This is a genomic window from Vibrio sp. V15_P4S5T153, from assembly GCF_963874485.1.
GTDB lineage: Bacteria > Pseudomonadota > Gammaproteobacteria > Enterobacterales > Vibrionaceae > Vibrio > Vibrio anguillarum.
Window position 1 is genome coordinate 172,303 of sequence record NZ_CAWNHR010000021.1, and the last position, 14,458, is coordinate 186,760.

23 protein-coding genes are annotated in these 14,458 nt (G+C 40.1%); 10 read left to right on the forward strand and 13 right to left on the reverse strand.

Annotated features, from left to right (window positions below; genetic code table 11):
* Window positions 1-109: 109 nt before the first annotated feature.
* The 3 genes from AACT42_RS23525 (at window position 110) to AACT42_RS23535 (ending at window position 1,333) form a co-directional block, all read left to right on the forward strand.
* Window positions 110-382, forward strand: a complete 273-nt coding sequence (locus AACT42_RS23525) for a type II toxin-antitoxin system TacA family antitoxin (protein WP_094132648.1) — start codon at window positions 110-112, stop codon at window positions 380-382.
* Window positions 379-876: a GNAT family N-acetyltransferase gene (locus AACT42_RS23530; protein WP_000982256.1), complete on the forward strand. Its 498-nt coding sequence runs from the start codon at window positions 379-381 to the stop codon at window positions 874-876. Before AACT42_RS23525 ends, AACT42_RS23530 begins: the two co-directional genes overlap by 4 nt.
* 226 nt (window positions 877-1,102) lie before the next feature.
* Window positions 1,103-1,333 (forward strand): PAS factor family protein, encoded by a 231-nt coding sequence (locus AACT42_RS23535; protein ID WP_013868597.1) that lies wholly within the window; start codon window positions 1,103-1,105, stop codon window positions 1,331-1,333.
* A gap of 119 nt (window positions 1,334-1,452) precedes the next feature.
* On the opposite strand, the gene AACT42_RS23540 is transcribed toward AACT42_RS23535, so the two are convergent.
* The gene (locus tag AACT42_RS23540) at window positions 1,453-1,659 is read right to left on the reverse strand and encodes a DUF1289 domain-containing protein (protein WP_083250237.1); all 207 of its coding nucleotides are present in this window, start codon (window positions 1,657-1,659) and stop codon (window positions 1,453-1,455) included.
* Between the two features lie 351 nt (window positions 1,660-2,010).
* Between AACT42_RS23540 and AACT42_RS23545 the strand changes: the two genes are divergently transcribed.
* From AACT42_RS23545 to AACT42_RS23555, 3 genes are all read left to right on the forward strand, one after another.
* The gene (locus AACT42_RS23545; RefSeq protein WP_094183050.1) at window positions 2,011-2,355 is read left to right on the forward strand and encodes a hypothetical protein; all 345 of its coding nucleotides are present in this window, start codon (window positions 2,011-2,013) and stop codon (window positions 2,353-2,355) included.
* The gene (locus tag AACT42_RS23550; RefSeq protein ID WP_094183051.1) at window positions 2,321-2,818 is read left to right on the forward strand and encodes a hypothetical protein; all 498 of its coding nucleotides are present in this window, start codon (window positions 2,321-2,323) and stop codon (window positions 2,816-2,818) included. Before AACT42_RS23545 ends, AACT42_RS23550 begins: the two co-directional genes overlap by 35 nt.
* 277 nt (window positions 2,819-3,095) lie before the next feature.
* Window positions 3,096-4,055 (forward strand): IS30 family transposase, encoded by a 960-nt coding sequence (locus tag AACT42_RS23555; protein WP_094183052.1) that lies wholly within the window; start codon window positions 3,096-3,098, stop codon window positions 4,053-4,055.
* A gap of 22 nt (window positions 4,056-4,077) precedes the next feature.
* Here the strand turns inward: AACT42_RS23555 and AACT42_RS23560 are convergent, their stop codons facing one another.
* The 3 genes from AACT42_RS23560 to AACT42_RS23570 form a co-directional block, all read right to left on the reverse strand.
* Window positions 4,078-4,518: a MarR family winged helix-turn-helix transcriptional regulator gene (locus AACT42_RS23560; RefSeq protein ID WP_094183053.1), complete on the reverse strand. Its 441-nt coding sequence runs from the start codon at window positions 4,516-4,518 to the stop codon at window positions 4,078-4,080.
* Entirely contained in the window at window positions 4,511-4,882 is a 372-nt protein-coding gene (locus AACT42_RS23565) for a hypothetical protein (RefSeq protein ID WP_094183054.1), read from the reverse strand. The genes AACT42_RS23560 and AACT42_RS23565 overlap by 8 nt, the downstream gene beginning before the upstream one ends.
* Window positions 4,883-5,051: 169 nt before the next feature.
* Entirely contained in the window at window positions 5,052-5,459 is a 408-nt protein-coding gene (locus AACT42_RS23570; protein ID WP_170899857.1) for a hypothetical protein, read from the reverse strand.
* 854 nt (window positions 5,460-6,313) lie between these two features.
* On the opposite strand from AACT42_RS23570, the gene AACT42_RS23575 reads away from it, so the two are divergent.
* The gene (locus AACT42_RS23575) at window positions 6,314-6,511 is read left to right on the forward strand and encodes a type II toxin-antitoxin system prevent-host-death family antitoxin (RefSeq protein ID WP_254918694.1); all 198 of its coding nucleotides are present in this window, start codon (window positions 6,314-6,316) and stop codon (window positions 6,509-6,511) included.
* Between the two features lie 7 nt (window positions 6,512-6,518).
* Entirely contained in the window at window positions 6,519-6,818 is a 300-nt protein-coding gene (locus AACT42_RS23580; RefSeq protein ID WP_094183055.1) for a type II toxin-antitoxin system RelE/ParE family toxin, read from the forward strand.
* A gap of 187 nt (window positions 6,819-7,005) precedes the next feature.
* On the opposite strand, the gene AACT42_RS23585 is transcribed toward AACT42_RS23580, so the two are convergent.
* From AACT42_RS23585 to AACT42_RS23595, 3 genes are all read right to left on the reverse strand, one after another.
* Window positions 7,006-7,308 carry a type II toxin-antitoxin system RelE/ParE family toxin gene (locus tag AACT42_RS23585; protein ID WP_094133222.1) on the reverse strand — a complete coding sequence of 101 codons (303 nt, stop codon included), beginning with the start codon at window positions 7,306-7,308 and terminating at the stop codon, window positions 7,006-7,008.
* On the reverse strand, window positions 7,296-7,553 hold the full coding sequence (locus AACT42_RS23590) for a type II toxin-antitoxin system Phd/YefM family antitoxin (protein WP_094133223.1): 258 nt from the start codon (window positions 7,551-7,553) through the stop codon (window positions 7,296-7,298). Before AACT42_RS23590 ends, AACT42_RS23585 begins: the two co-directional genes overlap by 13 nt.
* Window positions 7,554-8,286: 733 nt before the next feature.
* Complete coding sequence (locus tag AACT42_RS23595) at window positions 8,287-8,697, reverse strand: GIY-YIG nuclease family protein (RefSeq protein WP_094168016.1); 411 nt, start codon at window positions 8,695-8,697, stop codon at window positions 8,287-8,289.
* 196 nt (window positions 8,698-8,893) lie between these two features.
* Between AACT42_RS23595 and AACT42_RS23600 the strand changes: the two genes are divergently transcribed.
* Entirely contained in the window at window positions 8,894-9,172 is a 279-nt protein-coding gene (locus AACT42_RS23600; protein ID WP_019283191.1) for a type II toxin-antitoxin system RelB/DinJ family antitoxin, read from the forward strand.
* Window positions 9,165-9,434: a type II toxin-antitoxin system YafQ family toxin gene (locus AACT42_RS23605; RefSeq protein ID WP_094164942.1), complete on the forward strand. Its 270-nt coding sequence runs from the start codon at window positions 9,165-9,167 to the stop codon at window positions 9,432-9,434. Before AACT42_RS23600 ends, AACT42_RS23605 begins: the two co-directional genes overlap by 8 nt.
* Before the next feature lie 670 nt (window positions 9,435-10,104).
* On the opposite strand, the gene AACT42_RS23610 is transcribed toward AACT42_RS23605, so the two are convergent.
* From AACT42_RS23610 to AACT42_RS23635, 6 genes are all read right to left on the reverse strand, one after another.
* On the reverse strand, window positions 10,105-10,386 hold the full coding sequence (locus AACT42_RS23610) for a hypothetical protein (protein WP_176429094.1): 282 nt from the start codon (window positions 10,384-10,386) through the stop codon (window positions 10,105-10,107).
* A 166-nt stretch (window positions 10,387-10,552) separates the two neighbouring features.
* Complete coding sequence (locus tag AACT42_RS23615; protein WP_094168019.1) at window positions 10,553-10,969, reverse strand: GNAT family N-acetyltransferase; 417 nt, start codon at window positions 10,967-10,969, stop codon at window positions 10,553-10,555.
* A gap of 512 nt (window positions 10,970-11,481) precedes the next feature.
* The gene (locus tag AACT42_RS23620; protein WP_094168021.1) at window positions 11,482-11,805 is read right to left on the reverse strand and encodes a hypothetical protein; all 324 of its coding nucleotides are present in this window, start codon (window positions 11,803-11,805) and stop codon (window positions 11,482-11,484) included.
* A gap of 558 nt (window positions 11,806-12,363) precedes the next feature.
* Entirely contained in the window at window positions 12,364-12,777 is a 414-nt protein-coding gene (locus AACT42_RS23625) for an NUDIX hydrolase (protein WP_055064865.1), read from the reverse strand.
* A gap of 150 nt (window positions 12,778-12,927) precedes the next feature.
* On the reverse strand, window positions 12,928-13,698 hold the full coding sequence (locus tag AACT42_RS23630; protein ID WP_094167987.1) for an alpha/beta fold hydrolase: 771 nt from the start codon (window positions 13,696-13,698) through the stop codon (window positions 12,928-12,930).
* A 166-nt stretch (window positions 13,699-13,864) separates the two neighbouring features.
* A partial coding sequence (locus tag AACT42_RS23635) for a hypothetical protein (RefSeq protein ID WP_254918693.1) occupies window positions 13,865-14,458 on the reverse strand: 594 nt, incomplete at its 5' end.

Genomic DNA, 14,458 nt, shown 5'->3' on the forward strand with positions numbered 1-14,458 from the left:
TCTTGAGGCGTTTGTTAGTTTGCGTGCCAAAGTGACACAAAGATTGCTTCTTAAACACTTTAACACCATAATACCCATGTGATAGTTTGACACAACAGGAGATAAAACTATGGCAACGACTTTGCCTCGCATCACTGCTAGAGTTGATGTCGATACTCAAGATTTACTCACTAAGGCTGCAGCTCTCGCTGGCATGTCTAGTATTAACTCATTTGTTTTGAATGCGGCAATCGAAAAAGCAAAACAAGTCATTGAACGTGAGCAAGCTCTAAAGCTTAGCCAAGTTGATGCCGCATTGCTGATGGAAGCTCTTGATAATCCGGCGGTAGTAAACGCAAACCTCAAATTAGCATCCGAACGTTATGAGAGCAAAACTCAATGATGAATACGGTACTTCTCGATAAAGATAAACACGATAGGAACCGTTTCAATTGTGGCATCGAAGCCCTCAACAATTACTTAAAAGTAATGGCGAGTCAGCAAGCCAAAAAAGACAACACCAGAACCTTCGTTTTGGAAGATGACAATAACAGTGCTTATATCATCGGCTTTTACACTCTGACGATGACACCCATTGATTTGAAAGCGTTGCCCGACAAGTTACAAAAGAAGCACCAATCTTCAACCTCTGGAGGGCTCATTGCTCGTTTAGCTGTCGACGATAGATACAAAGGAAAAGGTTTTGGTGAGTGGCTACTCATTGACGCTCTCAGAAAGCTACTCGCAGCCAGTGACAGCGTAGCGTTCCCTGTTGTTATCGTTGATGCCAAAGATGGTGCAAAACATTTCTATGAGCGCTATGGGTTTCAAGCGTTTCAAGATGCTGAAAACAAACTCTTCATCACTATTGCTGATATCAGAGCAAGCTTAGGCTAGCTATTCGCTAGCCTTTAGCAAACTAACGCCCGGCTAAGGGGTTGACAACGCACCGCCGAACTCAAAAAACACACCGTAAACACTGAACTGCAATTTTGCACTAAAGCCGCCACGCGTTGGCAATCCCTCTTGAGCCGTTTGTTATGTGATTGTTGCACAAGATTTACATTAAGGGCTCAGCTATAATCCATACGCACCAAGTTAACTATAATAAAATGGACATGATATGAAAGCTCTTATTTATGAAACACTTATTAGCCTTGCAAACCAAGACCCTGAACAACATGCAAAAATTCGCGAAAATCTGTATGAACAGTTGGGCTTGCCTTTGGACAAACAATTAGCTCTATACTCTAGAGCCCTTGGGCCAGCAAGTTCAGGAAAACTTGAAAATGATCAAGCGATCAATAATGCAGTTGAAAGTGCCATTAAGCTGCTAGAAACACCTGAGCACTAGCCTTGCATTACTAAATATCAACGGCCCTCGACGTCAAGGGCCGTTTTTATATGCTCATTTTCTAACAAACTCTCAGCCAATTTAGACAAAATTATCACCAGTAGTACTTTTAGATAAAACTAAAACCTCGATTTTTGAGCCAATTTCCTTCTTTGACAGCATACGATAAGAATCTTGTTCTTTTCAATTATCGTTGAAGAATGCCAATCAATAATTTCATTCAACGATCTGAAACATCCCAAACAAATATCCATTTCATCTAAACAGCACTGTCTAATACACGGTGACTTGGGCTCTTCGACCTCACTCATTTTCCTATCTTTCATAACAAAAATCCTATCACATTTCCGCAGTAGTCTTTATTAACGAAATCATAGTAAAGAATTCGGCGTACACTAGCACATAACGCCCGGCTAAGGGGTTGACAACGCACCGTCGAACTTAAAAAACACACTGTAAACCCTGAATTTCAATTTTGCACCAAAGCCGCCACGCGTTGACAATCCCTCTTGAGCCGTTTGTTAACTGCCTGAATACGTAAGCTCATTATGCGGTTACAACCTCTATGTACAACCTAGCATTTAGTGATCTTTGTTCAGATTTATAACTCATTGGTTTTGAAGAATATACAACTGAGATAGTATCAGGCCAACTGGATAATTTATTGGTAAAATCTTATGAAAGGTGATTTTTGCAATATAAAAAACTTTACACCTACTTCAAGAACTCTTGAAGGTATTAATGATATGAACAACGTTATTCAAATGAGTAACTATCTGGAAAGTATCATAAATCTATTGCCGTTTTATCAAATCTTTGCAGGGCGTAATTCTTATGCTGGTGTAGCAATAACCTCAGCAGGTTGGAACGCATATACATACGATTGGAAAAGCTTTTCAGAAGCAATCATGGCGATACCACAAATAAAAAGAGAAAGACTTGAGTATATTTCTTACAACCAGATGCTTTACGCAAAAGGAAAGAATTATGATTTTTGGAAATGTGTTTACAACTCATTTTAAATTAATGCCACTGTTATTAACTAGCTTGCTTTACTCTAGTACTTCTTTAGCATCATTTATTGAAGGCAAGCAAGATTTACAGTTTGATCTTGCTAATAAATATCAAGCTCTAGATGACAAAATGAAAGAATGTTCAACTCTGAAAAAACGTCCTGTGACAATAGATGACCCTTGGTTAAAGTCACTACCAGAACAAACACAAAGGATAGTTTTATTTGAGCTTTACAAAAAAGCTCAAAAGCGGTGCTCACAAAGTGAAGAAATTGCATATATTGCAGCAGCTGTTGAATTAGCAATCATTGGAGAAGAACAGCCATTAAATGAGTATATAAAACTAAGGACGTATGACTCCATTGACCCTGAAGGAGTAAAAATCATAGAAAAACTTGATGAAAAAGAACTTAAACGAGTTTCTCAACTTCATCAGTATCAATATCCATTTGATTTATTCTCACCTTTTTAATTCCATTACTTCCTCAAAACATCCTTAGATTTGAGGAAGTATCTTCCGTTGGCTAAAGCAGTTAACGCCCGGCTAAGGGGTTGACAACGCACCGCCGAACTCAAAAAACACACTTAAACACTGAACTTCAATTTTGCACTAAAGCCGCCACGCGTTGGCAATCCCTCTTGAACCGTTTGTTAGGCTTCTTGGATTCATATACTAAGTGCAACACTAAAAAATAAAACAGTGAGCTGTCATAATCCCTATTTTTCCTCCCGCCAAGAAGTGAAAAATTATGGCTTATAAACAGCTCACCGAAGGGGACAGATATACTATCGCTGCCTATAAAAAGCAAGGCCTTAGCTATGCTGAAATCGCTCGGCTTACCGGACGCCATAAGAGTACCATTTCTCGAGAAATTGCTCGTAATCGATGTACTTACGATGGGGCCTATCGCCCTTTCAAAGCCGACCAACGCACTCGGACAAGACGCAGTAAATCAAGATGTAATCCGCGTATTACTCAGCAGCAATATAATCAAGTCATGCACTTTATCAAAAAAGACTGGAGCCCTGCTCAAGTCGTTGGAAGAATGAAACGATATAAACAGCCGACCATTAGCCATGAGTCTATTTACCAGTACATCTGGCGTGATAAAGCCAATGGGGGCGAACTTTGGAAACACCTACGACAATCGACCAAGCAACGGCGCAAGCGTTATGCTGCCTACGATAGTCGCGGAAGGCTCGCCAATAAACGACATATCTCTGAGCGTCCTAAAAGTGTCGAAACACGTAAAACGCGTGGACACTGGGAAATTGATACTGTCATGGGCAAAGGCTCTAAGCACTGCATCGTGACACTCGTTGAGCGCATGACCGGCTACACCCTGATTGGGCAAATGGATGACCGAACAACCGCATCTCTTAACCGTCGAACCATTCAAATCATGGGACGATTTGATGGCTTATTTACCACGATTACTGCAGACAATGGTACCGAGTTTAACCAATATGAGCTTATTGAAGCCGCCACCGATACTCGATTTTATTTTGCTAACCCACACCACTCTTGGGAGCGAGGAACCAATGAAAATACCAACGGACTTATCCGACAATATCTCCCCAAAGGCACCTCAATGGCGACGCTCACTCAAGCAAAGTGCAACGCGATTGCGCACAAGCTTAACAACAGACCCAGAGCTCGTCTGGGCTTTCAAACACCAGAGGAATGTTTTGTTGGATATTATCGCTGATCGTTGCACTTCAAACTTGATACTAAGAGCATTTTTTATATTCAAGAAGCAATTCACGAAAATCATTTTCTTTCTTCTGTCCAATAATCCCGAAAAACTCTTCATCTAACTTTTCAATAAGAAAAAGTGCTTTTTTCGTTAACAACTCACCATCATCAGATAAACGAAGAATAAGACTACGACTATCACTCTCATTCTTACTCTTAACGACAAAGCCTTGAAAAACCAAGTTTTTTAAAGATTTAGACAATGTCATTTTATCAATACCTGTAATAGCAACCACACTTGCTTGAGTTACTATTTGATGCTGATCTTCAAGCCATAAAATGGCAGTTAAAACCACAAACTGTGTATGCGTAATATTTAATGGCTTTAAACAAGAAATAACTCTTAACTGCCACTTTGAATAAACAGACCAAAACTGAAGGCCTATACTTTGAGATGGTTCCGCATTCTTAAACATGATTATTTTCAACTCTATTTTTTAAACCTTGTAGAGTTTGAGGCAATCCTTTTTTAATTTGATTACCGATTAAAAAACCAAATAAAAATCTAAGTTTCCCACTAAATGAAACTCTATGAATAACTCTAGTTAAGTTCCCTTCATCTATTAACTCATGTTCAAAGCACATACAACAAAAAGGTAGTTTACTTACAACCGTAAATGATACATCTTGGCAAACTTTCACTATTTTAATTTTAGCAGTAGGTCCTTTCGATGGAGTTAAAAAACCGCTACACCCCTCCTGAAATTCAGAACTAATTTTAGAAGCCTTAACTTCTTGATCCCATTCCTTCCAGTTTTCTACATCTCTGTCTAATCTCAATTGAAAAACAGTAAACTAGTTTACCAAGTTTCGCAAGAGTAAAGATGCTTATAACGCCCGGCTAAGGGGTTGACAACGCACCGCCGAACTCAAAAAACACACTGTAAACGCTGAACTTCAATTTTGCACTAAAGCCGCCACGCGTTGGCAATCCCTCTTGAGCCGTTTGTTATGTGATTTTTCGTTTTAACTCCATTTCTTGCTCTTTGAACAAAACGTAATCACTAGATTTTCTACTCTTCGCCGCTGTAAACCATTGAACCCCAGTTTCATCTAAGTGATTAAACTCTAAACGAAATTCATACTTATTACTGCTAACAAAACCCAAAAATGCACCGAATACAAATGCTACCAATGGCAAAAAGGATGCATACGCTAATCCATATTCCTGATGCTCTGATGGGATAAAGATAAAAAGTAAACTCGATGAAATTGCACCCAACAGAAACATTCTCATAAGATAGTCTTTGAACGTCAAAACTTTCACTTCAACACCAACAATTCGACTTAAATCATAAGCATCTGAATTTACTTTCAATTGATTATCTAATTGCTGAATTATCACTGAATTAGCCACTAAATTCTCCTTTATGTAGCTGAATTTACAAGATCACATAACGCCCGGCTAAGGGGTTGACAACGCATAGCCAGACTCAAAAAACACACCGTAAACACTGAACTTCAATTTTGCACTAAAGCCGCCACGCGTTGACAATCCCTCTTGAGCCGTTTGTTAGCTGCTGCACTTCAGCCGGAGATTTGCTACCCAACGGCCTAATTTAAAACACATTATTATTTTCAAACGGCAAAGTAAAACGGACAACTGAGAAACTAAAACCTAATCCACGAAACGCACTTGGCAAAGAAGAAATAACAGCAAAACTGACGAGCCTCTAGGACTTAAATTTACAAAGAATTCTTTCGAAGAAGCCAACAACCAAGTGCGCGAAATCCATTTAAGCGCGACAAAATTTCAAAACCAAAGAAGCCATACCAAAGAAATAAACAAACACACCACTTCCCGTAAACAGACTTCGGTTAGTTCAAACACTTCACGAACAGTGCCACTGGAGAGATACGAGGAAAAGTGCTGACTTTCAGATGTAAAGCTAGAGCCTCAGACTAAGAAAAATAAGCGCTTAATTTTATAGTTTTTCTTAACCTCAGCTAACGCCGCGTTAAGTGGTGAGCAACGCTAAACACCTATGCCGCGACAAACCACTTAAAACGGAAAAACTGAATTTACACTAAAACCGCCAAGCGTTGCGAATCCATCTTAAATGTTTTGTTAGTTTACTTTTTACACCAATCGCACGATTTAATTAAATTGCACATTTGGCTCGATACCCTATAATATTACTGCACTTACAGACTTGGAGCTTAACCATGTACACATTAACAGCAAATGATGCCAAACGTAATTTCGGTTAACTGCTTCTAAACGCTCAACGTGAGCCAGTTAAAATTAGTAAAAACAATAAAGATGCCGTTGTTGTGATGTCGATTAGAGACTATGAAGAACTTGAAGTCATGAAAGCCGATTACATAAAACATTGTTTTGAGTCCGCAAAAGCAGACTTAGCCCAAGGCAATATAGTTGACGGTGAAAACTTCCTAAACGCGTTGTAAGTAAAGTATGCACAAGAGTAAATATAAACTAAGTAAATTAGCACAGGCTCATTTACATAAAATCAAAAATTATACCGTTACAAACTTTTCCGAGATGCAGTGGAACGCATACAAAGACACTCTTCTTACTGGGTTTCAGATGCTCGCTGACAACCCCGCTGTAGGCAGAAGCTGCAACGATTTATATCAAAATGGTTTTGACTTCCCTATAGGCAAGCATACGGCTTACTTTACCAAGGAAGACAGTTTTATTTTGGTCGTTGCAGTCCTTGGACAATCGCAATTGCCACAAAACCATCTGCGATAATTATCACACCCTAGCGTATTGAGTTAGGGTGCAATTTTGATTGGTAAACTAACGCCCGGTTAAGGGGCTGACAACGCTACTACTAAGTTTCCGCATAACACCTTAACCACTAAAATCCAACGCATAGTAAAAATGCCGCGCGTTGGCTGTCCCTCTTAAAGCGTTTGTTAGCCGTTTATTCGCGTAACTATTGTCTACTCAACAAAAATTTACGAAGATCTCTTTCTGCTCGCATAACAAATAAAATATAAACCTTGCCGTCATTTTGCTTATAAAAAACACGACACGGATTAATAACAACTTCCCTGTAACTTAAATGTTCGAGTTCTAGTGGGATACGGCCTGAATCAGGAAAGGCTTCCAAACGTTCAACTTTAGAGAAAATCGTTTGGACTAGTTGTTTTGCAGACACAACATTTTCAAGTGCTATATATTCAGCGATATCGTTAAGATCTGATAACGCTGGTTCAGTCCAAATTATTTCAGCCATTTTAACATTTTGCCCTTGGCTTCATGATGAGAAATTATTCTACCGTCGGTAATCGCTCGCTCACCACGAGCAATACCTTCAAGAATCGCTAATCGATTTTGCAGAAACTCATAATCATCAACATCAATAAGATAAGCCGATGGTTTACCATGTTCAGTGATTAATACAGGCTCTTTGGTATCATGGAGATCAGCAAGGATCTTAGTTGCTTGTCGCTTAAGTGATGTTACCAATTCAACTTTCATTAGACTTACTCCAAAAACAGACCACTAAAGTGATACTATTCTATCACTTTGAAGATGGCAAGTTTAATGACGGCTAACGCCCGGCTAAGGGGTTGGCAACGCACCACCGAATTCAAAAAACACACTGTAAACACTGAACTGCAATTTTGCACTAAAGTCGCCACGCGTTGGCAATCCCTCTTGAGCCGTTTGTTATGCAAATTCAATGAGATAAATCGACTTTACACGACCAAAAACCACAATTGCAATGGCTGAGTGATTCAAGAATCAACCCAAGCAAGAACTGCGATAAATAAGCCGCCAAAACAAAGTTCACCTTTCAACAACAAACCAAGCTTTTGAATCAGGAAAACTCAACAAGCAAGACTTTCAGAAAATGCGAAATGCTCGATTAACTTGCCCTTTCCACACTTTGCGCCCGCTAAATTCACAACAAACCAGCACCAAAACTCGTTGAGGCAAACAAAGAAACTTGCCTGTTTTACGGTTTGAGTTAACCACGAATCTGAGGGTGAAAAAGTTCATTTGCCGACAACACAAAACGAATAGCCGGAGAAATCCCAAAAGATTGAGCCCCTAAATTAACCTGAGTTGCATAACGCCCAATTAAGGGGTGAACAACGCAGCCATCCAAACCTAAAGCATTGTGCCATAACACTAAATTTGAAGTAGAAGCAAAAATGCCAAGCGTTGAGAATCCCTCTTAAATTGCTTGTTAGCTGTATGATGCCCACTACAATTGATTAGCTAGATATCTATCGAATCCGAGTTTGTTAAACTCTGTTTTATCCAGCTCACCATCGAGTAACTGCTTAGCAATCAGCGATAAGGGAGAAGTTAGGCTGTCTGTAGACTCTCGATCTAGCACCAACAACCCAGACCCAAAGAGCAAACATTCAGCTTCAATTAACTCAGAAATATCATCTGTTAGCTCAAACCACTCAAGATGTTTATGATTCGGTTCGAATTTGATGTGAAGTTGCTTTTCGCAAGCTTTAGAACCCCGCATGAAACCCAATAACCTTAGTCTGTCAGGTGAACCTGTTTGCAGTTGATTGACGCGCCTCACTAATGACCTTCTAGTCCAGCCAATTTTAACCAACCCAGTGGTTTCTCCATGTAGAAAGTAAATTATTCCGTTCATATGATTCCATTCATACTGCTAACGCCCGCTTAAGGGGCAGACAACGCTACTACCAAGTTTCCGCATAACACCGTAACCACACAAACCAACGCATAGTAAAAATGCCACGCGTTGGCTGTCCCTCTTGAAGCGTTTGTTATGTGCCATTATACTGACGTTTAACTATGTAATACATTGTACAACCAAAGGTGCTCTTATGAGAACAGAAATGCTAAGTACTCGCATAGACCATGATACCAAAGTTGCTTTTACTAGCATCTGTGACGAAATGGGTCTTAGTACATCACAAGCTATTAAAATTTTTGCAAAAGCCGTGATTAATCATGGTGGTATTCCATTTGACTTACGTGTACCTCAACCAAATGAAACAACGATTTCTGCAATGAATGAACTCGTTCAAGGTCATGGACATAAAGCCGAATCTGTTGGCGCTATGCTTACTGAGCTAACTGAAGGCAAAGTTAAGAATGTATAGTTTAGAATACTCAACACAATTCAAAAAAGACTTTAAAAAAATCACCAAAATGCCGATTTCGGATATCATTGAAGTCGGCAACGTCATATCAAAGCTGCAAAGAGGCGAAAAACTCGATCCTAAAAATGTTGATCATCCTTTAACTAGCGGATGGGTTGGATTCCGAGACTGTCACGTTAAACCAGATCTAGTGCTCATTTATCGCATTTTTGATGGTCAACTCCAATTAGCTAGAATTGGCTCTCATAGTGATTTGTTCTGATGAACCTCAGTGACACATAACGCCCGGTTAAGGGGCAGCCAACGCCACTGACAACTTAACGCATAACACCGTAACCACAAAAACCAACGCATGATAAAAATGCCACACGTTGGCTGTCCCTCTTGAACCGTTTGTTATGTTTAAGCTTCAATGACTTACGTTTTACCAAAACCGAGATTACTTCAGCATTGACTCACAAACAAAAGGCAAAACCTAAAAAACTGAATTGACTCATAACTTTTGAAAAGCAGACTTGGGCTTTTAACATTTCAAGCTTAGAAAACTAGAAACTCAAAACTGATTTCTGATTACGCCAACCGCCCTAACCTCGCGCTTACTCGAAAATTGAATGAGGCAATTCTCTGAATTTCCAGCACCAAAGAATAATTGTCCGGAAAACAGCGCCCACTGAAGCCAACTTGCCGAGAAACACAAAACTCACAAGCCAAGGGAGCAAAGAAGAACCATAACCCACTGATTTTTTGTGATTAAACATAACGCCCGGCTAAGGGGTTGACAACGCACCGCCGAACTTAAAAAACACACCATAAACACTGAACTTCAATTTTGCACTAAAGTCGCCACGCGTTGGCAATCCCTCTTGAGCCGTTTGTTATATTTTTATTCTCTACGCTAACGTGACCGACTGTTTAGGATTGCAGAAAAACCATTAACAAACTGATATTTCGTGCTTTTCCAAAACTGTAGCAGCTTCCGCACGCTCAATGATTTTTAACAATACAGATTGAATCGCTTCGTCTTCGCGGGCATCTTTGTCACTTGTAAAGCGTTGTATTTGAGGCTCGGCATTCTCCTCAGGTAAAAAGGTGATAACGACTTCGGTCGCTAAATCCGTCGTTTTACCGAAATACTCTAATGATATTTGCGGATAACCTTTGAAACCTCTTTGTACTCGTTTCAATATACGTTTTTTCGCTTTATCCACGTTCATCATGAATCCTTTTGATTGCTGAACTTAAAAAAATATAACGCCCGGTTAAGGGGCTGACAACGCAAAACACTGAACCTAAAATAACAACCGTAATCACAAATACTGATTTGAACAAAAACCGCCACGCGTTGGCAGTCCCTCTTGAACCGTTTGTTATAAGCTGCCACTAAACGTTTGGATTACTTGAGTTATTAAACGAATACATGCGTATTTCATCCCTTGGAAACCAGCCTAATTTTTCGTAAAAATTTTGCGCGTTAACATTATTGCTATAAACAAATAAATGCGTCTTTGAAACACCAATCGAAGTCAAAGCATCAACTGATTTTTCAACCAAAGCTTTACCTATTTTTTGGCCTCGAAATTCTGATGAAACAGCCAAATGTTGCAGATACCCTCTGCGACCATCGGTCCCAACGAGTACCGCACCAATAATTTTATTGCCGCTTAACGCAACAAAACTTAGCCCAGAGTTTCGGTTAAGGTAACTTTCAATGCTTTGTTTAGAATCAGCATCTCTTAATGACAAGCTTTTCGTCTGGCACCACAGATCAATCACTGAATCGTAATCGGAAATATCCATTTCTCGAATTGTAATCACTAAAGCCTCCAAAGCTTATAACGCCCGCTTAAGGGGCAGCCAACGCCACGACCAACTTTCCGCATAACAACGTAACCACAAAAACCAACGCATTATAAAAATGCCACGCGTTGGCTGTCCCTCTTGAAGCGTTTGTTATGCTTAAGCTTCAATGACTTACGTTTTACCTAAACCAAGATTAACTCAGCATTGATGCACAAACAAAACCCAAAAACCAAAAAACTGAAATGACTCATGATTTTGAAAATCAGACTTTGAACTTTGGCAGCTAAAACGAAAAAACCTAAGATCAAGTAGCTGATGGAGCCAACTGGCCTAATCTCGTGCTTGCCCGAAAATTGACTGAGGCAACTCTCAGAATTTTTAGCGCCCAAGAATGGATGTCCAGAAAACAGCGCCCGCTGAAGCCAATTTGCCGACGAGCACGAAACTCACAAGCCAAGGGAATAAAGAACAATCATAAACCACTGATTTTGTTCCGTTTAAACGCCTTGTTATGTGCTTACTTCAACTTTACCTAATAGATATCCATTTAGTAAAATATCGAGCTCTTTTACCGTCAGATCCCCAAATGAAGACGCTAGATACTTAGTTGCTTCAGAAGCATTTGTTTCGCCTGTTAAACCAAACTCAGACTTATAGTTACCGACCTTTGCTTTAATGGACCCAACACTGATACCTGACGAAACAGCTAAAGCCTCACACAAGTCAGTTTTCAGCCCTTTGGGATTACCTGACTCTTCTAGCATTTTAAAAATAATTAGGCATCGAATTTCTACTTCTAAATTCCAGCCCGAACCTTCACGAAAATTGAACATTGAAACTCCTCTGGCACATAACGCCCGGCTAAGGGGTTGACAACGCACCACCGAACTTAAAAAACACACTGTAAACGGCTGAACTTCAATTTTGTACTAAAGCCGCCACGCGTTGGCAATCCCTCTTGAGCCGTTTGTTATGAGTAATTTTTCCGCGATAGATTTTCTTTGTATTTTTTGTACTCTCTACTTTTGAAAAACCAGTCCCAACCAGCAAAAAACACAGCTCCAAATAACGTCATTAAATAAACTCGGTACGACACAATTGGAGATAAATCTAGATAAAAATCGTTTCGAACAAATGCACTACCGAAAATGACTGGAATACAAAACCCTAAGCCATATCCTAAAAAGTGCCTGAAAAAGCCTTTTTTTCGAATCTTTAACCACTCAACTCGCCTTTTCCGTTCCATCTGTCTGTCACTTCCTTAAATTACTCATAACGCCCAGCTAAGGGGTTGACAACGCACCGCCGAACTTAAAAAACACACTGTAAACACTGAACTTCAATTTTGTACTAAAGCCGCCACGCGTTGACAATCCCTCTTGAGCCGTTTGTTAGGCAATTTTTCCATTCACCAATGACTTGGACTCTAGCCATTGAAGCGCCACCAAAGCTGCAACTGAACAAGCCGCTTCATCATTACCATCAATGAACTTAAGTTCTTCGATTTCTGCCGCTGGAAGCAATTCACCAGAAAAATCCGCAAAGTAGCAGGTCAGCTTTACTGAAACACCCTCGGCCTTACCATCTGCCTGTGCTGTGAATGTTTCCATATATTTGAGGCTCGTAGGTGAAAGATCTACTGAGAGCTCTTCTTTGATTTCACGGATTAATGCTTCCTCATCATTTTCACCGGCTTCACGCTTACCTCCAGGAAGGTAGAACAGCGCCTTTCCTTTAGACCTTACTGCTAAAAGCTTGCCATCTTGAATCAAAACCCAAGCAAGTTTATCGATCACTTTATTAATCATTTTGCCTCAATATTAAATGTGCAATTGCCTAACGCCCGGCTAAGGGGTTGACAACGCACCGCCGAACTCAAAAAACACACTGTAAACACTGAACTTCAATTTTGAACTAAAGCCGCCACGCGTTGGCAATCCCTCTTGAGCCGTTTGTTAGTTTTTGTGTTGCAACAAGAACTGCTCTAACATTTCACCCACCAATTCCGGTGATTCTTGATGCGACGAATGTCCTGTCAATGGGATATTGGCAAAACTACAACCTGCAATTTTCGACTTTAAAGCCACTGCCTCATCCAATGAAAACAAGAAGTCATTATCACCTCGCATTACTAATGTCGGGCAACTAATTTTTTCAACTAATTTATGTGGATAACCAGATTCTGTTGTATCAAGCCAGACTGTTTTTGCAGCGTCTACGAGTTTAGGGAAATCCGGTTTAGGATTTGACGCCTCATATAAAGCAACATCATCGGCAAACCTTGATGCCCAAAATTCAGCCGTCAAACCACTTAGTAATTCAACTGATGGATCATCTGCCTCTAATCGCCACTGCGAACCCAGTGTCACCAAACAAGATACTCTCTCCGGTTCTTGTATTGCTAAACGATAACCTACGATACCACCGTCACTAAAACCAAAAATCGAATATTTCTCAATACCCAAATAGCTAAGAACATGCTGAACGTCTTGTTGATATTGCATGTAATTAAGTGGACGATTGCCTAAAAGGGACTTTCCGTGACCACGGAAATCTATACTTATCAATTGATAGTCAGCAGCAACATATTTATGAATTGAACTTAACTCATTCAACGAACCAAGACTGCCATGAAGCATCAATAATGGCTTGCCGTCATGATTACCTGAAAGCTCGTAATAAATCTCGGAGCCACTAACACTTACATAACCATTTTTATTTTTCATTTTATCGACCAACTACGTTTGTATTGATTTGACCTGAAAAAACTAACGCCCGGCTAAGGGGTGAGCAATGCACTGCAAAAGTTACCGCACACCAACTTAACCACAAAACTCACCGCATGCTAAAAATGCCACGCGTTGGCTGTCCCTCTTGAAGCGTTTGTTAGGCCTATGCCCAACGTATACCCATAAACTTATTAAGCGCTGTAACATGCTCTGGATACGCATAAATCGAAATTTCTTCGGTTCCTATAGCTTTAGCAACAGCGTAGCGGTGATGCCCACCTTGAAAAATAACTTCGTTATTCTCGACAGGTTTAATTATTGGTGGAGTAATGGGGTTGCCCTCAGATAAATACACTATCATCTCTGCTAGTTTCGATTGGCAACCGAGTTCCCATAACTCATCGCCATCTCGTCGACTGTAATGACACAAATGTTTATCAAACTCCAATAAGGGCATGTGACCGAGAACAAGTCCTTCAGGGAACATATTTTCAAAATCAGCTTGCGTTACACCGTCAAAGCAAAACTTTTGAGATTCCAACCGGTAGTCCCAGTTAAATTTAATTACTGGCCATTCTTCCGGCGGTTTATTGTATAACTCTTTTGATTTGTTAAAAACTCGCTCATTTTCATCGGTTTCACGTCTATAGTGTTCAGCACTTTCATATCCCAATACTTTGGCTAATTCATCATCCATTTCGTTAACATGTTCCTCTGATAAGCCTAACGCCCGGCTAAGGGGTTGACAACGCACCGC